Source organism: Streptomyces sp. NPDC003393 (assembly GCF_053589015.1).
The window spans coordinates 120,463-146,224 of record NZ_JBSFRB010000008.1 but is presented as its reverse complement, the minus strand read 5'-3'; the positions used below and the strand labels follow the sequence as shown (position 1 = coordinate 146,224).

General features: G+C 68.5%; 22 protein-coding genes and 2 pseudogenes. 13 read left to right on the top strand and 11 right to left on the bottom strand.

What is annotated here, in order from left to right; genetic code table 11:
- Nucleotides 1–195 precede the first annotated feature (195 nt).
- Entirely contained in the window at nucleotides 196–1,557 is a 1,362-nt protein-coding gene (locus ACWDUZ_RS11295; protein WP_451631561.1) for an FAD-binding oxidoreductase, read from the bottom strand.
- Nucleotides 1,554–2,453, bottom strand: coding sequence for an LLM class flavin-dependent oxidoreductase (locus tag ACWDUZ_RS11290; RefSeq protein ID WP_451631560.1), 900 nt, complete (start codon nucleotides 2,451–2,453; stop codon nucleotides 1,554–1,556). The genes ACWDUZ_RS11295 and ACWDUZ_RS11290 overlap by 4 nt, the downstream gene beginning before the upstream one ends.
- An 88-nt stretch (nucleotides 2,454–2,541) precedes the next feature.
- Here ACWDUZ_RS11290 and ACWDUZ_RS11285 point away from each other — a divergent pair, with 88 nt between their 5' ends.
- The 6 genes from ACWDUZ_RS11285 to ACWDUZ_RS11260 all read left to right on the top strand — a co-directional run bounded on the left by ACWDUZ_RS11285 (nucleotide 2,542) and on the right by ACWDUZ_RS11260 (nucleotide 9,897).
- The gene (locus tag ACWDUZ_RS11285) at nucleotides 2,542–2,907 is read left to right on the top strand and encodes a winged helix-turn-helix transcriptional regulator (protein WP_451631559.1); all 366 of its coding nucleotides are present in this window, start codon (nucleotides 2,542–2,544) and stop codon (nucleotides 2,905–2,907) included.
- Nucleotides 2,908–3,295: 388 nt separating this feature from the next.
- Nucleotides 3,296–4,135 (top strand): oxidoreductase, encoded by an 840-nt coding sequence (locus tag ACWDUZ_RS11280; RefSeq protein ID WP_451631558.1) that lies wholly within the window; start codon nucleotides 3,296–3,298, stop codon nucleotides 4,133–4,135.
- 295 nt (nucleotides 4,136–4,430) lie between these two features.
- On the top strand, nucleotides 4,431–6,812 hold the full coding sequence (locus ACWDUZ_RS11275) for a SpoIIE family protein phosphatase (protein ID WP_451631557.1): 2,382 nt from the start codon (nucleotides 4,431–4,433) through the stop codon (nucleotides 6,810–6,812).
- Nucleotides 6,813–6,862: 50 nt separating this feature from the next.
- Nucleotides 6,863–7,438 (top strand): TetR/AcrR family transcriptional regulator, encoded by a 576-nt coding sequence (locus ACWDUZ_RS11270; protein ID WP_451631556.1) that lies wholly within the window; start codon nucleotides 6,863–6,865, stop codon nucleotides 7,436–7,438.
- A gap of 114 nt (nucleotides 7,439–7,552) precedes the next feature.
- Entirely contained in the window at nucleotides 7,553–8,347 is a 795-nt protein-coding gene (locus ACWDUZ_RS11265) for an oxidoreductase (protein ID WP_451631555.1), read from the top strand.
- A 539-nt stretch (nucleotides 8,348–8,886) separates the two neighbouring features.
- Nucleotides 8,887–9,897, top strand: a complete 1,011-nt coding sequence (locus ACWDUZ_RS11260; protein WP_451631554.1) for a LuxR C-terminal-related transcriptional regulator — start codon at nucleotides 8,887–8,889, stop codon at nucleotides 9,895–9,897.
- Between the two features lie 196 nt (nucleotides 9,898–10,093).
- Here the strand turns inward: ACWDUZ_RS11260 and ACWDUZ_RS11255 are convergent, their stop codons facing one another.
- Nucleotides 10,094–10,570, bottom strand: coding sequence for a MarR family winged helix-turn-helix transcriptional regulator (locus tag ACWDUZ_RS11255; protein WP_451631553.1), 477 nt, complete (start codon nucleotides 10,568–10,570; stop codon nucleotides 10,094–10,096).
- A gap of 612 nt (nucleotides 10,571–11,182) precedes the next feature.
- On the opposite strand from ACWDUZ_RS11255, the gene ACWDUZ_RS11250 reads away from it, so the two are divergent.
- A complete protein-coding gene (locus tag ACWDUZ_RS11250; RefSeq protein WP_451631552.1) occupies nucleotides 11,183–11,584 on the top strand; it encodes a hypothetical protein in 402 nt (133 codons plus the stop codon).
- A 1,378-nt stretch (nucleotides 11,585–12,962) separates the two neighbouring features.
- Here the strand turns inward: ACWDUZ_RS11250 and ACWDUZ_RS11245 are convergent.
- A complete protein-coding gene (locus ACWDUZ_RS11245) occupies nucleotides 12,963–13,520 on the bottom strand; it encodes a GNAT family N-acetyltransferase (RefSeq protein WP_451631551.1) in 558 nt (185 codons plus the stop codon).
- A 157-nt stretch (nucleotides 13,521–13,677) separates the two neighbouring features.
- Here ACWDUZ_RS11245 and ACWDUZ_RS11240 point away from each other — a divergent pair, with 157 nt between their 5' ends.
- On the top strand, nucleotides 13,678–14,106 hold the full coding sequence (locus ACWDUZ_RS11240) for a VOC family protein (protein ID WP_451631550.1): 429 nt from the start codon (nucleotides 13,678–13,680) through the stop codon (nucleotides 14,104–14,106).
- A gap of 60 nt (nucleotides 14,107–14,166) precedes the next feature.
- Here the strand turns inward: ACWDUZ_RS11240 and ACWDUZ_RS11235 are convergent.
- Nucleotides 14,167–14,301: pseudogene (locus tag ACWDUZ_RS11235) on the bottom strand (IS5/IS1182 family transposase); the annotation flags it as partial.
- Nucleotides 14,302–14,397: 96 nt separating this feature from the next.
- Here ACWDUZ_RS11235 and ACWDUZ_RS11230 point away from each other — a divergent pair.
- The 3 genes and pseudogenes from ACWDUZ_RS11230 to ACWDUZ_RS11220 all read left to right on the top strand — a co-directional run.
- Nucleotides 14,398–14,709 (top strand): helix-turn-helix domain-containing protein, encoded by a 312-nt coding sequence (locus ACWDUZ_RS11230; protein WP_451631549.1) that lies wholly within the window; start codon nucleotides 14,398–14,400, stop codon nucleotides 14,707–14,709.
- Complete coding sequence (locus ACWDUZ_RS11225; RefSeq protein ID WP_451631548.1) at nucleotides 14,709–16,244, top strand: helix-turn-helix domain-containing protein; 1,536 nt, start codon at nucleotides 14,709–14,711, stop codon at nucleotides 16,242–16,244. Before ACWDUZ_RS11230 ends, ACWDUZ_RS11225 begins: the two co-directional genes overlap by 1 nt.
- 142 nt (nucleotides 16,245–16,386) lie before the next feature.
- Nucleotides 16,387–16,552, top strand: a pseudogene (locus ACWDUZ_RS11220) (IS5/IS1182 family transposase); the annotation flags it as partial.
- Nucleotides 16,553–16,760: 208 nt separating this feature from the next.
- Here the strand turns inward: ACWDUZ_RS11220 and ACWDUZ_RS11215 are convergent.
- From ACWDUZ_RS11215 to ACWDUZ_RS11200, 4 genes are all read right to left on the bottom strand, one after another.
- Entirely contained in the window at nucleotides 16,761–17,495 is a 735-nt protein-coding gene (locus ACWDUZ_RS11215; RefSeq protein ID WP_451631547.1) for a DUF6193 family natural product biosynthesis protein, read from the bottom strand.
- A gap of 247 nt (nucleotides 17,496–17,742) precedes the next feature.
- Nucleotides 17,743–18,537: an SDR family NAD(P)-dependent oxidoreductase gene (locus tag ACWDUZ_RS11210; RefSeq protein WP_451631546.1), complete on the bottom strand. Its 795-nt coding sequence runs from the start codon at nucleotides 18,535–18,537 to the stop codon at nucleotides 17,743–17,745.
- Between the two features lie 423 nt (nucleotides 18,538–18,960).
- Entirely contained in the window at nucleotides 18,961–19,182 is a 222-nt protein-coding gene (locus ACWDUZ_RS11205; RefSeq protein ID WP_451631545.1) for a hypothetical protein, read from the bottom strand.
- Between the two features lie 361 nt (nucleotides 19,183–19,543).
- Complete coding sequence (locus tag ACWDUZ_RS11200) at nucleotides 19,544–20,452, bottom strand: LysR family transcriptional regulator (RefSeq protein WP_451631544.1); 909 nt, start codon at nucleotides 20,450–20,452, stop codon at nucleotides 19,544–19,546.
- A 339-nt stretch (nucleotides 20,453–20,791) separates the two neighbouring features.
- Between ACWDUZ_RS11200 and ACWDUZ_RS11195 the strand changes: the two genes are divergently transcribed.
- A complete protein-coding gene (locus tag ACWDUZ_RS11195; protein ID WP_451631543.1) occupies nucleotides 20,792–21,559 on the top strand; it encodes an enoyl-CoA hydratase/isomerase family protein in 768 nt (255 codons plus the stop codon).
- 8 nt (nucleotides 21,560–21,567) lie between these two features.
- The gene (locus tag ACWDUZ_RS11190; protein ID WP_451631542.1) at nucleotides 21,568–22,380 is read left to right on the top strand and encodes a maleylpyruvate isomerase family mycothiol-dependent enzyme; all 813 of its coding nucleotides are present in this window, start codon (nucleotides 21,568–21,570) and stop codon (nucleotides 22,378–22,380) included.
- Nucleotides 22,381–22,820: 440 nt separating this feature from the next.
- Here ACWDUZ_RS11190 and ACWDUZ_RS11185 read toward each other — a convergent pair whose 3' ends face one another.
- Both ACWDUZ_RS11185 and ACWDUZ_RS11180 read right to left on the bottom strand, forming a co-directional pair.
- Nucleotides 22,821–24,068 (bottom strand): MFS transporter, encoded by a 1,248-nt coding sequence (locus ACWDUZ_RS11185; protein WP_451631541.1) that lies wholly within the window; start codon nucleotides 24,066–24,068, stop codon nucleotides 22,821–22,823.
- A gap of 499 nt (nucleotides 24,069–24,567) precedes the next feature.
- Nucleotides 24,568–25,365 (bottom strand): endonuclease/exonuclease/phosphatase family protein, encoded by a 798-nt coding sequence (locus ACWDUZ_RS11180; RefSeq protein ID WP_451631669.1) that lies wholly within the window; start codon nucleotides 25,363–25,365, stop codon nucleotides 24,568–24,570.
- Between the last annotated feature and the right edge of the window lie 397 nt (nucleotides 25,366–25,762).

Genomic DNA, 25,762 nt, shown 5'->3' with positions numbered 1-25,762 from the left:
ATCACCTGCTGCCGCTAATCCTGTCCCGCGAGCCGTGGCCGGCGGTCTGCACCGGCTACGGACAGGGAGATCGGCCGCACACCCCCTGGATCGAGTCCCGGCCGGTCGCCGTCCCCCGAGCGCCGGCCGGGGCTCCTTTTGAGCCCGCTGTTGAGCCGTGCCTCAGGACGAGTGGTCCATCGAGGGGCACGCTCATCAGGAACGGGGAAGGGGAAGCCCATCTGTGGACTCCTTCGTGGCTTCCTGGGTTCCGACAGGAAGGCGGCGCAGCACCCCGTCGGGGTCGTAGCGCCTCCACAGCTCACTGACCCGGGAGCCGGTCGGTCCGGGATAGGCGCGCGCGAAGGTCTCCTGATCGGGGTTGCTCTCGAAATTCACGTACGCCCCCTCCAGGTGCGGGGTGAGGGCGTCCCAGGCGGTCTGCAGTACCTGCCGTCCGCGCGGCGGGAACGTCGAGGCGATGACCAGCGTCCTCTGGTGGCGATGGGCGTAGGCGGTCGCTGCCGCAGCCGTGTCGTTGACCGCGCCGCCGAGCGAGCGCATCTGCACCAGGACCTGCTCGGGGCCTGTCGTCGCCGCCACCAGGGCGCGGGCCGCGTCGGCGGTGATGTCGGTCAGCAGGCCGTTGGTGGTGGTGGACGGCATCTGCCCGGTGTTGGTGTGCAGATGGGCGGGGGAGACCAGGTCCGTGTAGGGCACGATGAAGGCCTGCTGGACCGTGACGTCGCCGATGCCGGCAAGTGGCTGGATGGCACGCTGCACGGTGTCCGGCCTGTTGGACGCCACTACGGCGGTGATGAAGGCGAGCGGCGTCGTGCCCTGGGAGGTCATCATCACGGCCGTCGACAGCTCGCGTGGCGCCTGCGCCATGACGTCCGCCCAGCGCTGCAGGGTCTCGCCGGCCGGATCCACTCGTGCGACGAGTTGCACGAGCCCGACGTCGCGGAGTTCGACGGCTTCGATCTCGAAGGCCACCGCGATGCCCGCGCCGGCTCCGGCGCCCCGCATCACCCACAGCAGATCGGGCTCGGCCGCCGCGTCGGCACGGACCTGGGTGCCGTCGGGCAGCACCACCTCCACGGCACGGACATGGTCGATGGTGAGCCCGTAGTGCCGTACGAGCCATCCGACGCCGCCGGCCGTGGCGAGGCCGCCCACACCGACATTGCCGTGATCGCCTGAGCTGATGACCAGTCCATGAGGGGCGAGCGCCTGGGCGACCTGCGCCCAGCGGGCACCCGCTTCCACGCGGACCAGGCGCGCGTCGCGGTCCAGGACGTCGACCCTGCGCATCCTGCTCAGGTCGATGACGAGCCCGCCGTTGTTCGTACCGCTTCCGGACAGACCGTGCCCCCCGCTGCGGACCGCGACCGGGAGGCTTCGCTCACGGGCCAGCCGCAGGGCCGCGGTGACGTCGTCAGCGGACTCGGCGAGGACGACCGCGGCCGGGTCGCCCGTGGTGGTGTACGTGGAGCGGAGCAGCGCGTAGCGGCGATCGTCCGGTGTGACGATCTTGCCCGCGAGGCCGGCCGGCGCTGTGTCGAGGCTTGTGGTCATCGTCCGCTCCTGACGGCTGCGACGGCCTCACGGACGGCCGGGACGACCTCGGAGGCGAAGAGCGCGAGCTGGTTCTCGGGATCCGTGACGGGCCAGAACACGAAGGTGTCGAAGCCGAGGACGACGGCCCATTCGGTGAGGGTGTCCACCCAGCGGCGCACGTCACCGAGGAGGCCCTGGCCGCCCTGGGCCGATCCGATGACGCCGATCACGTTGTAGACGCGGCGGACGGACCGCGGACTGCGTCCTGCGGCGGCGGCGGACGCGTCGATGATCTCCTGACGGGAGGGCACCTCGTGCGGCGGGACGTAGATGTTCAGCGGAGAGATCCATCCGTCCGCCGACCGACCCGTCACCGTCAGCATCTTGCGCTTCTGGGCGCCGAGCCAGAGCTCGACGGGCTTGGGCGGCACCGGGCCCGCCTGATAACCGGTCACCGAGTGACGAGGACTCTGCAGCCGCACCGCCCCTCCGGCCAGAGCCCGACGCATGATCCCCAGGGATTCCTCGGTGAAGGCGACCATCTGATCACCACGCCGCGGCAGGCCGCCCATCGAGGCGATGGCCTCGGCGAAAGCGCCACCGCCGACGCCGAGTTGGATGCGGCCGTCGGTGATCACGCTCAGCGATGCGGCGGCCTTGGCGAGCATGGTCGGCGGGCGCAACTGCAGGTCCGCGACGTCGGTGAGGAACGAGATGCGTTCCGTGGTGGCGGCCAGGGTGCTGATCAGAGTCCAGGTGTCCAGATGTCCCGGCTGGTAAGGGTGGTCCTGGACGGCGAGGTACTCCAGGCCGCCGTCCTCGGCCAGGCGCGCGAGGCGCCGGGTTTCGTCCAGCGACCCGGCCGAGGGGTTGAGGCTCAGCCCGAAAGTGAGGGGGCGTCCGTAGTCGGTCATGCCCCTACACTCCGGCGGACGGCGCGAAGCGGCAAAGACTGGGTAAGGTGCTAATATTTAGTAAGTACGTAGAGAATCTTTGGGAGTGATGAACGTGATCGGCACCCAGCCCCCGCGCCTGGAGCGCGGCTCGATCCACGATGACTCCTGCCCGCGTTTCGAGGCCGCTCTGGAGCTGATCGGGCGCCGTTGGACAGGATCGATCCTGTCCGCCGCCGCCCAAGGAGCTCGCCGCTTCGGCGAGTACCGGGCCGTGATCGACGGCGTCTCCGACCGGCTTCTGGCCCAGCGTCTCAGGGAGCTCGAGACCGAAGGCCTCATCGAGCGGACGGTGATCCCCAGCACCCCGGTACAGATCCGTTACGACCTCAGCGCGGACGGCCAGGCCTTGCTGAGCGCCCTGCAACCGCTGGCGCACTGGAGTGTCCAACGCGCTGCCCGACCGGGGCGTTAGCCGGGCGGTCCGTCGGTTCCTCCGGCTTGGTTGCTCGGCGGGCGCCCCGCAGGGGGGAGGCGCACTCCGATCCCACGACACCGCGGACCTCTCCCCACCCGTGCTGTCGGCTCGCACGGATCAGAAACCCCTCGTTTCCCGGCGGAGCACCAGCCTGTGAGGCATCATCGGCGAGTACTCAGAACTCCGGGAGGCAGGCGGATGACGACGGTTGCCGGCCCGCTCCCTCTGCTCGGACGCGACCACAGCGGATGCGTCAACGGCGGCTCCAGCCGGACCGCCCGCGCGATGCACGCATGCGCTGCCTGGCTCTGCCTGGAAGAGGGCGCGGCTTCCTCGGCAGGCAGAACGCCCACCGGGCGGGGACAGTTGCATCGGAGGAACTCTCATGCAGGTCTGGTTCATCACAGGAGCATCCCGCGGGTTCGGTCTGGAGATCGCCCGCAAGGCGTTGGAGGGCGGTGACGCCGTCGTCGCCACCGCACGCGATCCCGAAGCAGTGCGCAGGGCGCTGCCCGATGTGGGCGACCGGCTTCTCGCGGTCGGCGTCGACGTGACCGAAGAGACGCAGGTAGAGGCCGCCGCCGAAGCCGCGGTGCAGCGATTCGGCCGCATCGATGTCCTGGTCAACAACGCCGGCCGGGGGCTGCTGGGCGCGGTGGAGGAGGCCTCCGCCGACGAAGTCCGCTCCGTGTTCGACACCAACGTCTTCGGGATGCTGTCAGTCTGCCGGGCCGTGCTGCCCGTTCTGCGGCGGCAGCGCTCTGGACGAGTGATCAACATCAGCTCGGTCGGCGGGTTCGCCGCCGGCGTCGGATGGGGCATCTACGCCGGTACCAAGTTCGCCGTAGAAGGCATCAGCGAGGCCATGCGGGCTGAACTCCTACCGCTGGGCATCCACACCACCGTCGTGGAGCCAGGCGTCTCCCGCACCGACTTCCTCGACAGCAGTTCGCTGCACCACACCCGACGAGCGATCGAGGACTACGCCGAGTCGGCCGCTCGCGCCCGCGACTGGGCGGACCAGACCAATCACGCGCAGCCCGGGGATCCGGTCAAGGCCGCCGCCGCCATCGTCGAGGTCGCGCGGGCCGAGAAGCCCCCGCTGCGCCTCCAGCTCGGCGCGGACTGCGTCGCTCGGGTCGAGGCCAAGCTCGCCTCGGTGGCCGACGAACTGGCGCAGTGGCGCGAGCTGGCTCTGTCCACCGGCTACGACGACAACACCTGAGCGGGCCCGACCCGGCGAGGGCGGCCCAGGGCCGCGCCGCAGACCATGGAGCACGGGAAGCGGCAAGCGCGGACGCGCGGGCTACGGGGAACCGGGTCTTCTCACGGTTCGCCGTATGCGTCCCGCTCCGCGCGGAAGAAGGGACGCATACGGCCTCCGGGCGGCCTGCCTGAGCGCGGAACACAGGGCCAAATAGGACCAACTCAACGCATCGCCGCAGTCCCGGGTACCGTGGACGAATATCGGTCTTCCTGTCGTGTCGGCTCGTGCAGCGGCCACAGAGGGGACGGGATCCGTGAACAGCACACGTGCGAAAGAGCGGCAGTCTCCGGCGGAGGAACGCCGTACTGCGGCCGAAGTCGAATGCGATGAGCGCGGCCTGATCATTCGGTGGAGTACCGAAGCGGAGGCATTGCTCGGGTTCACCTCTGCGGATATGCGCGGACAGCCGGTGACCATTCTCGCCGCCCCTGACGAGCGCCGAACCCTGGCCGACCGGGGCCATGCCGGGGACAGGATGCTCGCGCCCGTCATCAGGCTGTGTCGCAAGGACGGCCGTACCCGGGAATGCCGGGTACTGGTGCACCCGAGTGCGAGGAACGGCGGCTGGACCGTGCTCATGGCTCCCGCTGCGCAGAACCCGGATACGCATGACGTCGATGCGGCAGTGCTGGAAGCGCTCTTCAGCCAATCTCCGGTGAGCTTGTGCGTCTACGATCCCGATCTGCATCTTCGTCGCTACAACCCGGCGGCACTGGGCAAGCAGGGCATCTTCTCTCAGCAGTCGCTCGGCCTGAGGCCCCACGAAGTGTGGCCCGAGTCCAATGCCGGGGACTTTGAGGTGTGCATGGCCGAGGTCCTGCGCTCAGGGATTCCGCACATCGGCTTCGAAAAGCGGGGTCATCCCCCTGATGACCCCGACAACGAGCATGTGTTCACCAACTCCGCCTTTCGGCTGAACGACCGCGAGGGTCACATCCTCGGGCTGGCCACGACCTCGGTGGAGATCACGGAGCAGCGCGTCGCGGAAGAGCGGATCGCTCTGCTGGCCGAGGCGAGCACCCTGATCGGCACGAGCCTGGATGTGATGCGCACAGGTCAGCAACTGGCCGACATCACCGTTCCTCGGTTCGCCGACGCCACAGCCGTCGACGTCCTCGCTCCGGTCATAGCCGGCGAGGAACCCGACGCGTCGGTGGCGGACCTCCGGCGAATCGGTCTGCGGCACACCGGCACCGCACGTGCCGACAGCGATGCACGAGCCCGGCACCTCTTCTACCCCTACCCGCCGTCGGCCGCGGAACGTCTTTCGGACCCGCAGCCACGCCGCATGGAGACCGTGTTGCCCGGCTACGCCGGAGAACCTCTCGACCGCGGCGCAGGGCAGCCTGCTCATGCGCTCGTCGCGCCGCTGTGCGCCCGGGGCGTCGTCCTCGGCCTGGTGACGTTCTACCGGCTAGGACACGGGAACTCCTTCTCGGACTTCGATGTCCTCACCGTACGGGATCTCGCTTCCCGGGCGGCGCTGGCCATCGACAACGCTCGGCGCTACCTGCGGGAGCACGGCGCGGCACGTACCCTCCAGCGGAGCCTCCTGCCGCGGCGGTTCCCTCAGCGCAGCGCCGTCGAGACGGCACACTACTTCGCACCCACGGCCTCCAGGGCGGACTGGTTCGACGTGATCCCGGTCTCGAGCAGTCGTGTGGTTCTGGTCATGGGGACGACCGGTGAACCCGACGTTGCCGGTGCGGCCGCCATCGGGCGCCTCGGCGCGGCTGTCCAGACTCTCGCCGACATGGACCTGGCCGCCGACGAAGTCCTCGCCCGCCTGCACGCACTGGCGACCCGGATCGCCGGCGAGCGATCCCCGGACACAGAACCGCAGGAGCGTAGTTCACTCCTCACCGAGACCGCCTTCGTCTACGCCGTTTACGACCCGGTCTCCGGCCGCTTGACGCTGGCGAGCGCGGGACATCCCCTGCCTGTCGTCGCCACGCCCGACGGCAGCGCGCAAGCTGTCGCGCTGTCTCCTGGCGTCCCGCTCGGCACGGGGGACGACTTCGCCGGATCCGTGGAGGTCGATCTGCCCACAGGCAGCACGCTCGCCTTCTACACCCCCACCGTGGAGGCTTCGGACGGCTTGGCCGCCGACGATGTACCGCCCCTGCTCAGGGCCGCGATCTCGTCGGTCGGTGAGGCCCCGGTGGAACACCTGATGAACGAGGCGGTGGCCGGGCTCGCGGGCGCCTCCACGCAAGGCGCACTGCTGCTGGTACGTACGCGACGCCTTGACGAAGAGGACGTGGCCACGTGGGAGCTGCCCAGCGACCCGGCGGTCGTCGGCACTGCCCGTAGCTTGGCAGCGCGGCAGTTGGACACCTGGGGTCTGGAAGAAGCGTCGTTCGTCACGGAGATGGTGGTGAGCGAGCTGGTCACCAATGCCATCAGATACGCCCGGGGGCCCGTTCACCTCCGGCTGATCCGCGACCGCGTGCTGACATGTGAGGTGTCCGACGCCACCACGACCGCCCCTCATCTGCGCTACGCACGCGCCGGTGACGAAGGCGGACGGGGGCTGTATCTCGTCGCTGAGCTCACCCGGCGCTGGGGCACCCGCTTCAGCAAGACGGGGAAGACCATCTGGACCGAGCAGATCATTCGAACCGCCGCCACGTGAGACGGAACATAGTTGATTGGCCGATCCACAAAGGGTGCTAGTCTCGTGGCATGGCACGCACCAGGGAGTTCGACATCGACCAGGCGGTCGACCGCGCGGTGGACCTGTTCTGGCGCCGCGGCTACGCCGAGACGTCCCTGCAGGATCTGCTCAAGGAGTTGTCGATAGGCAGCGGCAGCTTCTACGCCGCCTTCGGTTCGAAGGAGGAGCTCTACCTCCGTGCCCTCGAGCGGTACACCAGCCTCCAGGGCGGCAGTCTGCAGAAGATCTTCGAGGAGACGGCCGAGCTAAGGCCCGCGATCCGTCTGATGCTCTCCTCCATGATCGAGGCGGACCTGGCCGACCCGACGCGCGGGTGTCTGGTGGTCAACGCCTCCACGCAATGTGGGGGCCAGCCCGCGGCGGCCGATCGTGTCAACACCGCGATCCGGCAGGTCGAGTCCCTCCTCGCCGGCGTCCTCGAAGGGGCGCAGGTGCGGGGCGAGCTCTCACCCGAGAAGGATCCGCGGCAGCTCGCCCGGTTCCTGACCACATTCGTCCAGGGAGTCCGCGTCGTCGGCCGAGCCCGCATGGGACGGCAGTTCGTCGACGACGCCCTGACGGCCGCGATGCGCGCATTGGACTGAGCGCCGCAGCGGGTCGCGGCTGTGGGGCGGCCTTTCTGCCCCGACTCCGTCTACCCTGATTCTGTATCGAATAATCCAGAAAATTTGTATCAGTCAATCCAGAAAAGGAATGTCATGGATCTGCACCTCAAGGACAAGGTCGCCGTCGTCACCGGAGCCAGCAAGGGCATCGGCCTGGCCGTGGTCGAGAAGTTGGCCGGTGAGGGCGCCAAGGTCGTGGCGGGCAGTCGTACCTCCACGCCCGAACTGGACGCCCTGGCGGCGAAGCACGACATCGCGATCGTGTCGGTCGACCTGTCGACCGCGGAAGGAGCCGAGCGGCTGATCCAGGAGGGCGTGGAGAAATACGGCCGCGTCGACGTCCTGGTGAACAACGTCGGCGCGGGCGAGCCCCGGGAGTCGTTCCTCGACGTCAGCGATGCCGACTGGCAGAAGATCTTCGACCTGACCTTCTTCAGCGCCGTACGGGTGAGCCGGGCGGCACTGCCCCACCTGGTCCAGGACGGCGGGGGGGCGATCGTGAACATCAGCTCGATCAACGCCCGGCTGCCCTTCCCCATGGTCGTGGACTACTCGGCGGCCAAGGCGGCGCTGTCCAACCTGAACAAGGCCCTGTCCGAGGAGTTCGCGCCGCGAGGCGTCCGCGTCAACGCGGTCTCCCCGGGCCCGGTCCGCACCCCCTTCTGGACCGCTCCGGGCGGCTTCGCCGACGCCACCGCCCAGGCCGCCGGAGTCACGGCGCAGGAGGCGCTCGACGTGGTCGTACCGCAGAACATGGGCATCACCTCGGGCCGGATCACCGAGGCGCACGAGGTCGCCGACCTCATCCTCTTCCTGGCGTCGCCGGTGGCGGGCAACATCACCGGATCCGAGATCATCATCGACGGCGGACAGGTCAAGACGCTCTGACTGGTCCTCACCGGTCTCCCGGCGGCCGGGTTCGCCCGGCCGCCGATGGCGTCCGTGGTGTCAGGTCCGATACGGAGGTCTGGGGGATGTGACAGGGGATCGAGTCCTTCTCACTGCCGGGAGAGGCGCTGTTGAGGGCGATCTGCGGCTGGGCCTCGGCCGAGGGTCGCCCGTCGCGGCGTAGACTGGGCCGCTGAGCGTGGGGCTGATTCACGATGTCGGTGTGGACGGACAGTACTTCGCCGCGGGGCTCGCTGTCCCCGTCGAGCAGTGGTTCGCCGTTCTCGTGTCGGCCGCGGGTTCCCGGGCGCCGCATGACGTGTGGTGTGGGCCGCCCAGGGACAAGTGGTCGGCCGTGAGCAGCCCTTCGGGGCGGCCGTGTTGCGGCTCGGGGACAGGCGGCTTCGGCGGCCGCCCGCATGCTGTGAGACGAGTCATGGGGAAGATGGGGAGCGGGCACCACGATGTCGTCCTGGTCGGCGGGTTCGGCGAGTCGTTCGCCAAGCTCTGCGTCACCAACCACGGGAGTGTCGGAACGTATGGACGGAACGGTGGACGACTCGTGGGCTGTCACGGGTCTGGATCCACTGGCCGGGCAGGTGCTTGAGCACCTGGTCGCCGTGCCGTCGGCGGACGTCACCGACATTGCGGGGGCGGTCGGGGTGTCCTCCGCCGAGGCCGAACGAGCACTGCGCATCCTTGCCGACTTCTCACTGGTGCTGCGGATCGACGGCACCGCACCGCGGTGGGCGGCCGGCCCCCCGCGGCCTGCGCTCGGCGCCCTGCTGGCCCGGCGGCGTGCCGAACTGGCCCGCGCCGAAGGGCTGGTGGAGCGGCTCCACGAGGTGTACGAGGAGATGTCCGGGCCGCGCGCCGCGCATCTGGTGGAGGTGCTGGAGCGCGAGGACGAGGTGTCCGCGCGCTACGGCCAGCTGCTGAAGGGGAGTTCGATCGAGGTCCTGCACCTGGCGAAGCCGCCGTATGTGACGCATTCGGAGGCGTCCGGCGGGGAGTTCGCGGTGGCGCACGGAGTGCGGATGCGATCGGTGTACGACACGGACGGCTTCACCGACGCACAGTCCCTCGACACGGCGCTGCGCGGGACGGACCAGGGCGGGGAACTGCGGCTGGCGTCCCGACTGCCGGTGAAGTTGGTGGTGTTCGACCGGGCGGCGGCTCTACTGCCGGTGCGCGGGGACCGTCCGGCGGCGGGTTCTTTGGTGGTGCACTCTCCCGCGCTGGTGGTGGCGCTGGTGGCGCTGTTCGAGAGCGTGTGGGAGCGCGCCGAGCCCGTGTCACTGGAGACCCGGCATGACGGTCCGGTGTGGAAGCGCGGCCTGATGGCCGTGGAGCCGGACCGGCGGACACGGGAAATACTGCATCTGATGGCGACCGGCATGAAGGACGAGACGATCGCCCGCGTGCTCAAGGTGAGCCGCCGTACCGTACAGAAACATGTCAGCGACGCGGGTACCCTGCTCGGCGCCCGGACCCGGTTCCAGATCGCGCTGCTGGCGGCGGAGCGCGGGTGGCTGAGTGACTGGGCCTGACGGTCGCGGCCGGGTGTGCCGGCGTGACGGTCTGCGATGACCGGGGCTCCCGCGGGCCTCGCGGCGCCGTTCGATCACGAGTCGTCACCGTGGCGTGGCACAGTGGAACGGCCTGTCGGCGCCTGCCGGCAGAGATGTGCCGACGGCCTGCCGAAGTCGTCCCTCGGCAGGCCGTCGCGTTGCGCTCACCTGACGGTCATTGCTCGGTGCAGACCGGATCGCCCGGTGTCGTACGGACCTTGGCCAGCAGGCCGCGAAGTGCCGTGATCTCCTCCGGGGACAGATCGGCGAAGAGACCCTGCTCGACCTCGGTCACGGCATCCTGCGCCTTGGTCAGCAGGCAACGGCCTTCATCGGTGATGGCCACGATGTGGCGCCGTCGGTCGGCGGTATCGCGACGACGCTCGACGAGCCCGGCGCTCTCCAGACCGTTCAGGATCCCGACGAGGACGCTCGGGTCGACCTCCAGAGCCGCCGCGAGGGCCTGCTGCCCCATGGACCCGGATGTGCCCAGGAGCATCAGTGTCGTGCCCTGGCGTGTGGCCAGCCCGCATGTCTCGAAGGCATGGTGAACGCGGCTGTTCGCGATGGCGCCGTGCCGAGCGAGCAGGAACCCGAGCCGCTGCAGCGGGTCGCTCTCGGCTGCCTGGGTCACGGTTTCGTTCACTGTCATAAGTCCATGCTATCAAGAACATAACCATTGACATCCATAAACTACCTATGGTCGACAACGGCTAGCGTGCTGTCCTGAGCAGGGGGCGAGTCACTCCGCTGCACAGGCCCCTGGCTGTGGCGGGTCGCGCTGGCCGATTCCCGCCACGGTCGGCGGCGCAGGCGGCTCGCAGAGTGCTCCAGTTGCCCCCGCCTGCCTCCACTTCTCCGGCCCGCCCCTCGCCGTACCTGGCACTGGCTATCCCAGGAACCGAATCCCAGGAAGAAGCCTCCCTGTATGCCGAGGCTCCCCGCCGTGAGGATCGGTGCACCAGAAGCCTTCGTGCGCACGAGGGCCGTCCCGGTCCCAGGTGATCGTCTGCTCGTTGGCCGTGGGTTGATTCCCGTCGACGGCAAGATTCAGGTGAGCCGATCGTCACATCTGAGAAATCATTGAGGCTTATCAATCATCTGCTAGCTTCAAGGGCGTGCGGCGGTGAGCGTCGCGGTGGTGAACCAGACCACCTTGGTCAACCACTCACCGCGCGTTCACGGCACACCTCGCTTCGCGGACCGGCCGCACACGTACGTTCCGTCGTTCCGCCGCCGAAGGCGGGCGCACAAGGAGACAGACATGAACAAGCTGATTCGCCGCATCGCCACCACCACTGCCTCGCTGGCGGCGGTCGGCGTCGCCCTCGTCGGCACGGCCGGCGCCGCATCCGCGACCTCTCTTCCCGCCAAGCCGGTGGGGCGGGTGGCCGTCGCAGCCCCCGCGGACCGTGACGGCGGGCATCACCACCACGACGGCAGGGGGCACTGGGGCAACGGGCACGACGGGAAGGACGGCTACTGGTACTGGGACAGCCACGACCATGGCCACCACTATCGCTACGACGGCCACCGTTGGTTCCGCTGGATCGACGGCAAGTGGGTCATCGTCCTGACAGGCCACCACAGCTATCAGGTCGACGCCTGGCACTGGTACGTCAACCAGGTCCTCGACAGCCAGAAGCAGAACGACCACAAGGCCTGAGAAGCGCCCCGGCGCCACCAGCAGAACCCGGAGTCCTCACGATGTTCATCTGTACCGTTTTCCTGGCCACCGACGACGTGTCGGGCGAGGTGAGTGCCGTTGGTACCGGCCGTCACCGGGGTCCGCGCGCCCACGAACAACTTGCTCCCCCGCAAGGCCCGGGGCACGGCAGACACCGTCGCGTGCTGGAGAGCGACGGCCGGCACGGCGCGGCGTGAGGACCGGATCCGAGGCATGCACCGATGGTCCTTGAGTGTGACGATCGGGCCATGACGACCCAGCACTCAGCTCTGCCCGCCAGATCCGGGCGACCTCGGCCGGTCTGCCCGCGCGCCCGCGCGCGGCGCCCCGCATGCACCTCGCGGACAAAACTCTGAAGGACACCCGCGCCGTCCAGGACATGGAGGTGGCGCAGGGAGGCCGCGCCCAAGGGACGGGGCGACGGCCACCGGACACGGCCCTCACGCCGTGTCTGTCGGGGCGGTACCCCCTCGCGCGTGGGAGCGGAGCGCACGGCGTGGGTACCGCCCGCTCTCCCGCAAGATCCGGGACGCGTCCAGCAGCGAGACCCGGGGCGCGCTCGTGAGGCGATGACGCGGGTGGAGGGGCGGCCGGGGGATCAATTGAGCGGTGCGGCGAGCGAGTCGGCTGCCCGAGCTAGGTTCGCGACCATGGACGTAGCCGACCTCGACGTTCAGCGCGGTGAGCCGCAGCAAGCCGTACCCCACGTCCGTGACCGACTCGACGGAACGAAGGCTCCGCGAAGGGAACAGATGCGACAGTCAACGTCCCATCCCGGTTCATGAGTGGACGGTACGTCAGGAGCAGCCTGTCTCCAGCGAGTGTCGTGTGACAAATCCAGAGCACCCGCCGTCATGCCCGCTCGCCCGGTGACTGACGTGACCATGCCGGTGTCCGTGATCCGTACGGCAGGCAGCACGTCCGTCGGATGGCCGACGCCCACTCCCACCGGCGGCATCGGCAGCATCGCCGCCGCCGGCAGCAGCCGCCCGAGGGCCACGGGGATGCCAGACCCGGTCGGGTGCGGCGCAGAGTCCGCGGCACCGCCCCCGGCCAGCGTCGACGGCCGGGAGAGGGGCCCGCTGTGCAAGGAGTCCCTACCTCCGTGATGCCGATCCAGTCGAGGACACCGCGGATGCAGGGGGCGTGGGAGTCCCTCGACGCAATGGTGGTTGTTCGAAGTCACGTACGGGATCGGCAGCCGGTCGCGGCCCTCGCGAGGGTGTTCCAGTCGGCCGAGTCCACCGAGGAGCGCCGGCGTGCGATCACCGGAGCCCATCTGATTGCCCTGGTCCGCTCCGACGCAAGATTCGAGAACGGCGCGCTGGTCGAGCGCGAAAAGCCCGCGGCACCCTTGTCAATCGCCACCCGCTTCGAGGATGCGCTCGTCGTTCCAGTCAGGAACCGTTGCGCTGCCAGAGAGCCAGTCACGTCGCAGAATCGCGTACGCGACGGCGTCATGCACCGTGCCGTCGGCTGCCGGCCACGCGTCGCGGTAGTGCGCCTCCTTGACGTAACCACACCTCCGAAAAGCGCGGCGCATCGCTACGTTGTCCTGACGCGTGGTGCCCTCGATCCTCTGGACCTCGGGGAACTCGGTGAACACGTACTTGGTGAGCCACGTCAGGGCCTGTCCTCCGAGGCCCCGCCCTCGGTGCTCGGAGCTGATCCGCAGATCGAACAGCGGCGTGTTGTCGGACAGGTCCATCAGCCGGACCAGGCCGGCTCGCTCACCGGCAACCGTGATCCAGAACGCCCGGTCGTCCCGGCCGTCATAGCGGCCATCCCCGATCCACTGCCGCGCTTGGGCCTGATCGACGACGTCCGAGCCGTGGAACGGCCACGTGTCGCCCGAGAGGAGGGCGACGAGTTCTTCTGCGTCGGTCGACTCGAAGCGTTCGTAGGTGATCTCCACGGCCGCACTCTATGGGTTGCCTGATCTTGGCGCGACGGTATTCGATCAGGACGGGATCCTGGGGAACTACGGGTGAGCTCCGCCGCCATGTGGCTCAGAGCACGACGGCCCGCAGGCGGGTCCATCCAGCGGCGGCACCCCCTGCTATGGTGCGCCGATGTCAGCGATCAAGAAGTTTCAAGTCACCTTCGACTGCGCGGAACCTGAACGTCTCGCTCGCTTCTGGTGCGAGGTGTTGGGGTACGTCGTACCGCCGCCTCCGGAGGGGTTTGCCACCTGGGACGAGTTCGAGCAGTCGCAGCCACCCCAGCAGCGGGATTCATGGTTCGCCTGCATAGATCCCTCAGGTGTGGGCCCGCGGCTGTACTTCCAGCGTGTCCCCGAGGGGAAGGCCGCCAAGAACCGGGTGCATCTCGATGTGCGGGTCGGCACCGGACTCGTGGGCGAAGAGCGCCTCGCCGCACTCGAGGCCGAATGCGCACGACTCGTCCCGCTGGGCGCGGTACACGTGCGAACACTGTATGACGGCAACGACTCGTGCATTCCGATGCTGGACATCGAGGGCAACGAGTTCTGTATCGACTGACGTCTCTGAGCCGGAGCCGTCAGGCAGCCGCTCCCCTTGAACCTCTCACGTCTTGCATGGGGCGGAAGTTGTCCCGCGGTCGCCCGCAACCGGCCCGCCGGCGGCGACAACGAGCCGGGTGTCGGCGTCGATGACGACCTGGTGGCTGGGCGAGTACCAATGGCTCTTCGACTGCTCGGCAACCGCATGATCCCGCATGGCGCCGAATGCGGTCGACCGAGTCATACCTCAGCAGAACTGCCGATGCGAAATCCGCATGATTCATCAGTCTCCCCTGCTATGGTCATCGCTATGCGCATGAGCCTCGACGAGCGGGTGCGGTCTTCTGTGGCCGCGCTCCTGCACGCGACCGGCGAGTCGCAGACCGACCTCGCCGCGTCCCTGGGAGTGAGCCAAGCCCAGGTGAGCCGCCGGCAGTCCGGCACAGCGGCATGGAGCCTGGCCGACTGCGACGCGGTCGCCGCGCACTACGGCATCGATGTCCTCGAACTCCTGGCGGGACCCACCCGCGCCTCGGAGGCGCTGCCCGAAGAGCGCCGTCGCGGTCAAGGGCGCCGCGTCGACACCGCCCGCGCTGCGGCCGTACGGAACGGGGGAGCCTGATGGCGGATTTCGAGGCGATCGACGCTCTGCTCGCCGCGGCCAAGAAGGAGGCCGCGCTGCCGTCCGCCGAGGAGCGGCGCGCCCTGCGTGAAGACCTGAGCCTTTCGCGCGCACAACTCGCGCAGGCCCTGAATGTCAGCCCGTCCACCATCGGGGGCTGGGAGTCCGGACGGGACCCGAGTGGTGACGTACGGGAGAAGTACGCGTACTTCCTCGAGGGCGCGCGGGCCAAATTGGCTGCCGCCGCGGTTGAGCAGGCCCCCGCCGAGGAAGCTGCGGACGACACCCAGGTCGAAGTCGTCACCACGGAGCAGGAGACCGGTCAGGACGACGGCGACGACGTCGAGGCGTTGTCCGTGCTCCAGCCCTGTGTGCTGTGCGGGCAGCCCGCCTCACACCAGGTCGCGGGATTCCCGCAGCACCTGAACCCTGCCGACTGCGGTTCGGGCGAGCGCACACGGACGCGCGAGCCCGCGCGGCCGTCCAGGCCCGCGCCGGACAGAGAGCCCCGTCGGCCGGCGCTCGGCGGGGGACAGGACCAGGCTGCGCGGGGGGTTGAGGTCGTGCCAGCCGGCCGCCGTCTGAAGACCGCCGACACCCCGGATGTGATCGGCTCCGCCGTCACGGCCGCCCTCGCGGCGCACTCCGGCGACGTCGAAGCGGCGACCGCGGCGCTGGTGAAGCGGGCCATCCCGGACGCGATGGCGCTGCTGGACGAGAGCCGCAAGGGCGGCCGGTACGACATCGTCGCCCACCCGTGGCTGCCCGACATTCTGCGCAAGCAGAGCGCGCGCGGCCCCGACCAGATCTGGGAGGCCCGGCCCAAGTGGTCGCGCTCCGAACTGCCGCCGGGCGAGCACGAGGTGACCGCACTCGACGTCAATGGCGCCTACCTGTCCGCTCTCAAGACGCACCTGCCGATCGGTCAGTTGGAGCACTCCACGGGCAATCACCACGACCGTCGCCGCGCCGGCGTCCACCTCATCACGCCGCCCGCCTGGGAGCACGACGCCTATCTGCCCAACCCGATCGGCAGCCGTGACGAACCCGGACCGCTGTGGGTGACCGAGCCGACCCTGCGCCTGCTGCTGCGTCTGGCAGGCCCGAAGTACGCGCTGTGCGACCCGCCGGAGATTCACGAGTCCTGGACGTCAGGGGCCACGGAGAGCTTGCTGGAGAAGTTCCGCATCGCACTGAAGGATGCCCGGGAGCGGGCCATCTTGGAGAACGACGAGGTGACACTGGAGTACGTGAAGGCGATGTACTCGAAGTTCGTCTCCACGATGGGGGAGTCGAACTACAACCGGGAGATCTACCGCACCGACTGGATGCACCTCATCCGCTCCCAGGCCTTCGTGAACCTGTGGTGGAAGGCGCACCGCGCGTACGACGAGGGCCTCATGGTCGTCCGCGCGATGGGCACCGACGAACTGCACGTGATCGGCGACTGGCGCGCGGTCTTCCCGGAGGGACGCGGCGTCACCGAGGTCAAGGTCAAGGACCTGTACACCGTCGGCACACCCGCGACAGCCTGAGGGCCGAGGAAGCCGTTCACGGCGTCGTTCGGGAGGGCGAGGCGGGACCTGCAGGCAGGCCCAGTCCCGGCTGCCGGGTAGGACTTGCGCACATCGCCCGGTATGGACAGCAAGATCGTCCCTGGCCCGCACTCGCTTGGCGCGGGGTTTCAAGAGCGCGGTGGTTGCGCACGGCGCCCACCCTGGGCATCGATGTCGAGATCGTCGAGCGCAACCCGGCAGAACGGGGCTTTGTGCCGCAGACGAAAAGATGGGTGGTCGAGCGCACGTACGGGATCTTGATGCTGCACCGGCGCACCCCCGCCGACGAACCCGACCCGCGGCCCGCTGTCCCGCAGCACCCCGCCTACCAGCAGGTCCTCGCCGCCTTCGCCGAGGCACGCAATCCGCTGCGGGCCCGTGACCTGTGCCAGGCCCTCGACCTCGACATCGTCCCGAAGAACATCGAGAGCACACGGCACAGGCTCAAGCGCCCGGTCAGTCGCGGCATTCTTACGGAGTCCGAGCCTGGCTTGTTCACCCTGCTCCGAACGTGACGGGTCCGAGATCGGAAGGCAGGAGGCTGGCAGCGATCGACACGGCCTCTGCCGCCGTCGTCGCCTCGGCGAGGCCCTCGTCCATCATGTCGGTGCTGACGGTGAATGGCTTCTGCCGATGAGCGGTCAGGCACAATCGGACAACGGTGAGGTGCGGACGGGTGCTGGTGGAGAACCGAAGGACCCAGTGGCTGGTGAAGGGGTAGAGCCTCCGCAGTGCCGGCTCGGCGTATGCCGCCTCGATCAGCGCGCGGTACTCGGGCCAATCCACCTCGCCGGCCTCGGTGAGCAGATGCTGCCACTCTGATTCGGTCAGTCGCTCCGGATCGTGGTCGGCCACCTCGAAGCGACCCGTGAGGTGCACGAACGGAGCGGCCTCCCGAATGGCGGTCAACTCGTTACCGTTGTGCCAGGCATGCGCGGCCCGCACGATTTGGGCCAGCTCGTCCGTGTCTCCTTCGACAAGCGCCATGTCCTGGAATGACTCGCACCCGCGGATCGACCAACGCCGTTCGACCGCCCAGGCGCTGATGGCCAGAGTGGTCCGGCGCGGAGCCATGCTCGCGACGGAAGCCGCTTGCAACGGGACCCTTTCGGAGACCGTGAACGACACGGAAAGGCCGTCCCTGTCGGCTACCGCCTGGAGTGCCGCGGCAAGGCTGCCCTCAGCCGCAACGTCGGGATACAGAGTGGCGGGATCTTGGGAGGCGGCCATGAGTCAAGATTGTGCCCCAGCCACGACCTGCGGCGTACTCCGATTCGAGGCATCGCCGCGACCTCACTACGCAGACTGGGAACGGCGAGCCGGGTCGCTTGCGCCCACAGACGCGGACGCGCCCCGGCCTCATCGCCCTCCCACAGGCCGCCTCGCCCAACGCCAAGCCCGAAACGGGTATTCACTCGCGAATCACCCTCTCAGGTAGCAAACTCGGCTGGGCGGGGGCGCAGTTGGCTGAGGAGGATCAGGGGAGGATGGAGTCGACGTAGCCGCCGTCGACGCGCAGGGCACCACCGGTGGTGGCGGAGGCGAGGGGCGAGGCGAGATATACGACCATGTTGGCGATCTCCTCGGGCTCGATGAGGCGCTGCAGCAGGGACTGGGGACGGTACTTGACCATGAACTCCCGTTGAGCGGTGTCCCAGGGCGTCTTGTTGCCGACGAGCTCGCGGACGAACTCCTCGACTCCACCGGTGTGGGTCGGTCCGGCGATGACGGAGTTCACAGTGACGCCTGTGCCGGCCGCGTCCTTGGCGAACCCGCGGCTGACGGCGAGCAGCGCGGTCTTCGTCATGCCGTAGTGGATCATCTCAGCGGGGATGACCACCGCCGAGTCGCTGGCGAGGTTGAGGATCCGTCCCCAGCCGCGTTCCTTCATGCCGGGCAGGTAGGCGCGGACGAGCCGGACGGCGGACAGGACGTTGACCTCGAAGTAGCGGCGCCATTCGGCGTCCTCGATCTCCAGCGGTGCGGCGGTGCCGAAGATGCCGAGGTTGTTGACGAGGATGTCAACCGTGGGCACCGCCTTCAGCACGGCGGCGGTACCCTGCTCGGTCGCGAGGTCGCCCACGGCACCGGTGACGTCGTCGCTGCCGGAGTCGGCACGCACGGTGCTGACTCCGCCGGCGACGCGCTCCTCGCCGCGCCCGTTGACGACGACGCGGGCGCCCGCACGGGCCAGAGCGGTGGCGATGGCCAGGCCGATGCCCTGGGTGGAGCCGGTGACCAGAGCGGTGCGGCCGGAGAGATCGATCTGCATGATGTGTTCTTCTCGTCGAGGCGGGTGGCGCTGCTGCGGCGTAAGTGGTGCTGTCCGTCTTGCCTGACGGGACCGGTGCTTTGAAGGTTTTCGGTGTCAGGTGAGGGCATCGTTCCGGGCCGGGATGCAGACCCGGTCAAGTCCGCGAGGACAGAACTGCGAAGCCGAAGGTTCTGCCGGATGCGGTCTGGGCGGCTGACTTGGGGGTCACGATGTTCTCAGCCCGCAGGTGGCGGCGCAGCCCGACCTGCGCCGGGGTTACTCCATGCGCCTGAGCGATGTCCCACGATCGCTTCGCTGCGGACGGCATCCTGGTGCCCACGCGCGGCCACCTCGTCGCCGAGGAGTCCAAGAACTACCGTGTACTCGACGAACCACCAGGTCGTCCATCTGCTCCGCCAACGCCTCCACCCATCTTTGCTGTCAGCAGCCGTCCTCGGCCCGGGCGGTCCTCTTGCTCCTCGCTGCCATGGTCTTGCGGATCTCCTCGGTGGCTGCCCGGAACGCGGGCGCCGCGTGTTCGAAGTAGTCGAAGAGCAGGTTGCGCTGCTCCGGGGTGTAGCGCGACGGCACCTCGGCGATGTGACGGCGGGCGGGGCCCACGACCTCCTCGATACGGGTGAGCGCGTCCGGGATCGGCTCCACGATGACGCGTCTGCGGTCCTCGGGGTCCGCGGCGCGCGTACCCGGGCCCGTTCAAGAAGGGCACCAAGCTTGCGAACGAGGTACTCGATGTCCTCTTCCTGGGACCGGACGTGGCCGTGGTGAACGGGCGCGGCGAAACCTTCAAGGGCAGTCGGCCACGAAAGCTCACCAAGATCCAGACGTACGGGTTGGTCCGGCAGAAGGACGGCGAGTGGCGCATCGCGGCCTTCCACAACACGAAGCGCAAGCCGCTGGCGGAGTCGATCTCCTACCGCTTCGCCCCGGCCTCGTCCCGGCCGCCGGAAGATGAATCCCGGCGTCGCCGTACACCGTCTCGTCCGGGACAGGCGATGACCCGACTTCAACTCACGTTGCCTATGGGATCCTTCCTCGCGTCGGGCTGGTCGAGGACGGCGATCAGGTGACCGAGGTCGCGGCGGTGGGAGTCGGCGTTCCATACGGCCCAAGTGCGCCGCACGATGGGATGGCCGGCCAGCGGGAACCAGGTGACGGTGTCGGGCAGGGGCTGAGACCAGCCCGGAGGCGCCAGCGCAAAGGCGTGACCGGCGCTGACGGAGGCGAGTTTCACCTCGGCGATCAGCGGTTGCCCTTCGGGGAGGGGCGGGCCGGGGTCGATGCCATGGCTGCGCAGGATCGCGGTGAGTTCGTCGTACCACGCGGGGCTGCCGTCGCGGGGGAAGCCCACCCAGTCCAGGTCGTTCAGCGCCTCGAGACGGATACCGTCGCCTCCGGCCAGCCCCGCGGCGCGTTCCGTTGCCAGCAGGACGCCGAGGTGTTCCCGGACGACCAGCATGGCGTCGAAGTCTCTGCCCGGCGGGCGTTCCCGCAGCAGGCCCAGGTCGAGGTCTCCGGTCCGCAACTGCGCGACTTGCGCGGCGGTGGACAGGTGCCGTGCCTGTACACGGGTGGCGGGATATTCAGCAGCCAGGTCCAGCAGCGCCCTGGACAGCAGATCGGCCGGCAGTTCCAAGGGGATGCCGATGCGCAAGGCGGTTTGGGAGCGTGTGGTGCGGGCGGCCATGACCGCCTGCGCCTGGTCGTAGCGCGCCAGGACGGCTCGGACCTCGGCGAGCAGCACCAGGCCGGTATCCGTGGGCCGCACGCCGGTGGAGGAGCGATCCAGCAGTCGCACCCCGTGCTCGCGCTCCAGCGCGCTCACCGTCTGGGACAGAGCGGACTGGCTGACATGCAGCCGCCGCGCCGCGGCGGACATGCCGCCCTCCTCCACCACCGCCACGAAAGCGCGCATCGCCCTGATCTCCATGCCCCCATCGCATCACAGGCGCCCGGCGGCCGGCCAAGCCGCTCCCCGCAAGGGAGGGGATGTCACCATCGATGACCGCATACCGCGGCCGCCCGGGCCCGAAGAGTGGTACAGACCTTCGCGGCCGTGCGCCACGGCGGATCGCGCGTGCTCGCGCACCGGGCGCGGGGCGCGGCGTACCGGCTCGGCGCCCGAGGCCATCACCGATGCTTATAGGGGCTTCGTCAACCGCGCTAGCCAGGCGCTGTGCGAATCGCCTGGGCAGGAGTCGAATAGAGGGCACCGGGCGGAACGACCGCCCGGACCGTTACCGAGGAGCCCTCTGTGTCCGACCAGAACCCGTCCTACTTCACCGCGTTCGAGAACCTCGCGATGAGCCGCACTGCCTCCGGCGTGCTCACGCTGCGTTTCCACACCGATGGGGGCCCGGCCACCTTCACCGGCACCACCCACACCGATTTCCCCCGCGCACTGTTCGAGATCGGCGAGGACCGCGACAACCGGGTCCTCATCCTCACCGGCACCGGCGACCGTTTCATGACCGACATCGACGGTGCGAGCCTGGGCGACATCACCAAGCCCGCCCAGTGGGACCGCACCCTCGCCGAGGGCCGCCGCGTACTCCAGCGTTTGGTCGACCTGGAGATGCCCATCATCGCCGCGGTCAACGGTCCGGCCTCCGTCCACAGCGAGTACGCCCTGCTCGCGGACATCGTGATCGCCGCCGACACCACCGTCTTCTCCGACTTCCCCCACCTGACCTTCGGCATCGTCCCCGGCGACGGCATCCAGATCGCCTGGGAGGAAGCCCTCGGCGTCAACCGAGCCCGCCACCTCACCCTCACCCAGGGCTCATTCACGGCCGAACAGGCCGAACGCTGGGGCGCTGTCGCCGAGGTCCACCCCCTGGAAAGGGTGCTGCCCCGCGCCCAGGAACTCGCCGAGACCCTGGCCGCCAAGCCGCAGCTGCTCACCCGCTACCTCGCCGTCACCCTGCGCCAGCGCATCAGCCGCCGCATGGCCGAAGGCCTCCAGGTCGGCATGGCCCTGGAAGGCCTCACCGCCGCCGACCTCGCCCACCAGAGCAGCTGAGGCAAAACATGACCGCCCGTACACCCATCGTCGACGAGCCCGGCACGCTCGACCCCTGGCTCCATGCCCTGCACGCCAGTTCCACGCGCCTGGCCGACACCGTCGCCTCCCTGTCCGAGCAGGACCTCAATCGGCCCTCGACGGCCGAGGGATGGAGCATCGCCCAGGTTCTGTCCCATCTCGGCAGCGCCGCCGAAATCTCCACCACCCTGCTTCGGCGCGGCATCGCGGGCGACACGAGGGGACCGAGCCGGCAGGAGGTGGAGCCGGTGTGGGAGCGGTGGAACGCCCTGTCCCCGCTCGCCCAGCGGGAGGCGTGGCAGACGGCCGACGCCCGCCACCTGGACCTGCTGGACTCCCTCGACACCCGACAGCAAAAGTCGGTGCGCGTGCCGTACTTCGCCGGACCGCTCAGCGTGCCCGTCTACGCCGGCTACCGGCTCTCGGAACACTCCGTCCACGCCTGGGACATCGAAGCCGCCCTCAGCCCGGAGGCGACGATTCCACACGCGGAGGTGGAGTTGCTGTGGGAGCGGCTGGACCTGGTCGCCACCCGCTTCCGGGACGCCGACACCCTCACCCGCCTCGCCCCCGCACAACTCGCACTTCACCTCACCGGCCCGGAGCGCACCGTGCTGCTGGACCTCGGGGCCGAGCTCCATCTGTATCCGTGCGAGCCGGCCGAACCAGCCGCCACCGTCACCGGCACCGCGGAGACCGTCCTCCGGCTCGTCTACGGCCGTACCCGGCCCACCGACAGCATCATGACCAGCGGAGCCGTCACCCGGGCCGACCTCGAAGCCCTCTTCCCCGGCTTCTGACCCGCGCACCACCGCCCACGGGTGCCGATGCCGTGCACGGCACTGGCACCCGCGCCCCGCCCGACCTGCGCATCGCAAACATCACCAGCTGGCCACCTTCGGCAAACCCGAGCGCACCGCTATGGAGCGACGCAAACACCGGCTGACCGTAACCTCATCCAAGGTCCGGCATCTGCGCACACGGGAAGACAGCGACTCTGCCTTGCGCGAGGTTGGCCAACTCCCAGTTCGAGACACGACGACGGTGCACACCTGCCAGGAGGTCCTCGAGTTTGAGGTCGTCGTGGCATCAGTGCAGGGGGCCTGGCTGTGTACGCACGTGGTGACGTCGTGGGCCGACGGGCCGAAGAGGCTGAGGACAGCGATGCCTTATGAGGCAAACGCCCTCTCCGCCGGATCTCAACTACGTCCTGCTCGTCGCTCCGCCCTGGGACGAACTATCAGGCGGAGGCGAGGGCGCCTTCATTCGTTTGGTTGGTGGCGACCCGACGAACATTCCATACGCTCGGGGCAAACAAGAGAACGAGAGTGGCCACGGTCATCAGGATGGCGCTTGTGATCAGAACGTAGGTGGTTCCAAGGGTGGTTGCAGTGACACCGACCAGGATGTAGCCAAGGGGCACTGCCGCGAGTTCGCCGATGGAACTGAACGAGCTGACGCGTCCGATCATTGCTTCGGGCAGCTGCTCCTGTATGGCGGTGTTCCAGCAGACGATGGCGATGTCGAGGCCGATACCCGCAAGAGAAGCCGAGACTGCCAGAACAAGGAGGTGCGCATGAACGGCCAGTGCAAGCAGAGGCAGCGCTAGGGGAAGGTTGGCGCAAACGCAGACGACCATGATTCTGGAGGGCTTCCACTTGAGGGACATGAGGCCACCTACAACCAGGCCGGCGGCAAAAGCTCCCTGAATGGTCCCCCATACGGCGGCACTACGGTGCTGATCGTGGATGGCCACCGGTCCGAGAAGCTGGTAGCCGCCCAGCCAGAGGGCAACGACGACTGTTCCGGAAAGAACGTAGGACCACAGCCAGGCGCGGCTTGCGAATTCTTTCCATCCATCCTTGAAATCGCGTACTACTGAAGTGCCGGCCTTGGGTGTCCCAGATATATTGAGGCGGCTGCACAGTGCTGCAGCTATGGCGAAGCTGGCCGCATCCCATGCCAAGGTCCATCCTGGACCGATAAGTGCGACAAGCGCTCCTCCGACAGCCGGAGCCACGATTCTGAGTACGTTCGTCGGGAGGCGGAGCAAGGAGTTCGCCTCCTGCAGTTGGGCAGGGGCGACAAGTTGAGGCAGGAGACCGTTCATGGCCGGCTGCATCATGGCCGACGCGCTGCCCGCGACGGCTGCGAGCACTGCGATTCGAGCGGTGTCCGCGGCGCCTGAGGCCACGAGCAGCGCAACTCCTGCCTGGGTTACGGCCAGCATGAGATTGCAGAGGACGATGAGCCGGAGTCGAGAGAATCTATCGGCCACCACGCCACCCACCAGCAAAAAGATCAGCTGAGGGACGGTGTTGCTGGCCAGAACGATCGCCAGAGAATTTGGTCGGCTATCGAACCCGAGCACGCTGAACGCCAAAGCGACAGGTGCCATTGCCGATCCGCTCATCGATACAATTCGGGCAAACGCGAAGATGCGGAACGGACGGTGCCTCAAAACAGCCAGCGATCCCTGAAGAGCCATAGTGGGCGCACACTACATCAGTTGCCCAGCTGCAGGTGTTCGCGGCTCGCGTGATGAATCACGCCGTGACGGCGAAGGATGCCGAACACTGCTACCCACCAAGAATGAGTGATGAGCGTCACGTTTGTCATCCGTGACGTCCGGATTGACACTCCTGGAGTTGCTTTTGCTGAATGTGCAGCGGTTTGATCTGCGGTCGCAGCTAAGTCCTTGACACGTCATTTATGTCTCCGCAGGGGTACGGACCGTGCTGCCCGCGCCCGGATACGCCTTTCCGCCCAGCGATGGACACCGGTCTCGGTGAGGGCGTCGGCGACGCCATGTTCGCAACGCGCGTGAGCATCGGTCTGTGGCAATGCTGTCGATCGGCAGGAGCGTGCCGTTGAGGAGGCATACCGTTGGTCGGGCTGGGTCTGGGGCTGTGTGGGTGGCCGGTCGGGTGGTTTCTGGGAAGTGTTTTTGGGGTTGGTGGGGTGCCTGTTCGGGTGTGGTGGGGTGGTCAGTGGTTCTGTGTCTGCAGGTCGGTGTGCAGGGGGTCGTGGTCGGAGTGTGGGGTGGGTTGTACGTGGTGCTCGATGGGGGTGATGCCGCGTAGGAAGATGTAGTCGAACTTGCTGTGCCAGTGGGTGGTCGGCTCGCAGGTGGTGTGGGACGGGGGGTGGCACCGGGCGGAGGTGTCTGTGGCCAGGGCCCAGATCGGGGTGAGTTCGGGGGCATCCGGTACGGCGTTGAAGTCGCCGAGCGCGATGGCGTGGTCGTGTCGGGTGATCGCGGCGGCGAGGACACGGGTCTGCTTCGCCCGTACGTGTTCCTGACGCCGTTCGGCGAGGTGGGTGTTGAAGACGCGGACGCGCTGCCCGCCCACTTGGGTGGTGACCGCCATGTATCCGCGGTCCTCCGAGCCCCCGTGGGGGTACTCCACGGTGACGGGGTCGGTCATGGGTGCCGCCGAGAGTACCGCCTGGCCGTATCCTCCCGGACTCCACGGCCATCCTCCGCACCGGCTCCAGCTGCGCAGGACCGGCCCGTGGGCGAGGTGGTAGCGCAGCCCGTAGAACTCCTCCAGGTGGTCCCGGATGCTCTTCACGTCACGTGTGCACGCCTCCTGCAGAGCGATGAGCTGGGGGGCGTGGGCGGCTATCTGTGCCGCCCGGTCGAGGTTGCGTGCGCCGCAGGGATTGCAGAGGTTCCATGTCATGACGCGGCCGGGCACGACAGCCGTGGCGGTGCCGGCGGGCAGCGCCCTGGCGGAGGGCTCCCCGCGGTGTGCGCTGGGGCCGATGAGCGCCAGGCACATCACGGCCACCACGCTGGGGCCCAGCCGTGTGCCTGCTCTGGACACGATCGCCTCCCCCGCACGGACACCGGCCTCTTTGATACGAGGGTAGGGGAGGGCGGCGCCCTTGTCCGGTTGCGTACCCGAGCGGGTGTCCGATTTGCGGGCGGAGCGTCAGTTCCATGCCCTCGGAGTTCTGTTCGGCTCGTGCCGCGGCGGCCGGCGTCCTGTTCGGCTCGTGCCGCGGCGCCCTTGTCCGGCTGCGTACCCGAGCGGGTGTCCGATTTGCGGGCGGAGCGTCAGTTCCATGCCCCTGGTGTCCTGTTCGGCTCGTGCCGCGGCGGCCGGCGTCCTGTTCGGCTCGTGCCGCGGCGCCCTTGTCCGGCTGCGTACCCGAGCGGGTGTCCGATTTGCGGGC

Excerpts from the sequence above, each read along its gene's own strand:
- ACWDUZ_RS11295 (WP_451631561.1), bottom strand. The coding sequence starts at position 1,557 with ATGACCACAAGCCTCGACACAGCGCCGGCCGGCCTCGCGGGCAAGATC.
- ACWDUZ_RS11290 (WP_451631560.1), bottom strand. The coding sequence starts at position 2,453 with ATGACCGACTACGGACGCCCCCTCACTTTCGGGCTGAGCCTCAACCCC.
- ACWDUZ_RS11285 (WP_451631559.1), top strand. The coding sequence starts at position 2,542 with ATGAACGTGATCGGCACCCAGCCCCCGCGCCTGGAGCGCGGCTCGATC.
- ACWDUZ_RS11280 (WP_451631558.1), top strand. The coding sequence starts at position 3,296 with ATGCAGGTCTGGTTCATCACAGGAGCATCCCGCGGGTTCGGTCTGGAG.
- ACWDUZ_RS11270 (WP_451631556.1), top strand. The coding sequence starts at position 6,863 with ATGGCACGCACCAGGGAGTTCGACATCGACCAGGCGGTCGACCGCGCG.
- ACWDUZ_RS11265 (WP_451631555.1), top strand. The coding sequence starts at position 7,553 with ATGGATCTGCACCTCAAGGACAAGGTCGCCGTCGTCACCGGAGCCAGC.
- ACWDUZ_RS11260 (WP_451631554.1), top strand. The coding sequence starts at position 8,887 with ATGGACGGAACGGTGGACGACTCGTGGGCTGTCACGGGTCTGGATCCA.
- ACWDUZ_RS11255 (WP_451631553.1), bottom strand. The coding sequence starts at position 10,570 with ATGACAGTGAACGAAACCGTGACCCAGGCAGCCGAGAGCGACCCGCTG.
- ACWDUZ_RS11250 (WP_451631552.1), top strand. The coding sequence starts at position 11,183 with ATGAACAAGCTGATTCGCCGCATCGCCACCACCACTGCCTCGCTGGCG.
- ACWDUZ_RS11240 (WP_451631550.1), top strand. The coding sequence starts at position 13,678 with ATGTCAGCGATCAAGAAGTTTCAAGTCACCTTCGACTGCGCGGAACCT.
- ACWDUZ_RS11230 (WP_451631549.1), top strand. The coding sequence starts at position 14,398 with ATGCGCATGAGCCTCGACGAGCGGGTGCGGTCTTCTGTGGCCGCGCTC.
- ACWDUZ_RS11225 (WP_451631548.1), top strand. The coding sequence starts at position 14,709 with ATGGCGGATTTCGAGGCGATCGACGCTCTGCTCGCCGCGGCCAAGAAG.
- ACWDUZ_RS11215 (WP_451631547.1), bottom strand. The coding sequence starts at position 17,495 with ATGGCCGCCTCCCAAGATCCCGCCACTCTGTATCCCGACGTTGCGGCT.
- ACWDUZ_RS11210 (WP_451631546.1), bottom strand. The coding sequence starts at position 18,537 with ATGCAGATCGATCTCTCCGGCCGCACCGCTCTGGTCACCGGCTCCACC.
- ACWDUZ_RS11200 (WP_451631544.1), bottom strand. The coding sequence starts at position 20,452 with ATGCGCGCTTTCGTGGCGGTGGTGGAGGAGGGCGGCATGTCCGCCGCG.
- ACWDUZ_RS11190 (WP_451631542.1), top strand. The coding sequence starts at position 21,568 with ATGACCGCCCGTACACCCATCGTCGACGAGCCCGGCACGCTCGACCCC.
- ACWDUZ_RS11185 (WP_451631541.1), bottom strand. The coding sequence starts at position 24,068 with ATGGCTCTTCAGGGATCGCTGGCTGTTTTGAGGCACCGTCCGTTCCGC.
- ACWDUZ_RS11180 (WP_451631669.1), bottom strand. The coding sequence starts at position 25,365 with ATGTGCCTGGCGCTCATCGGCCCCAGCGCACACCGCGGGGAGCCCTCC.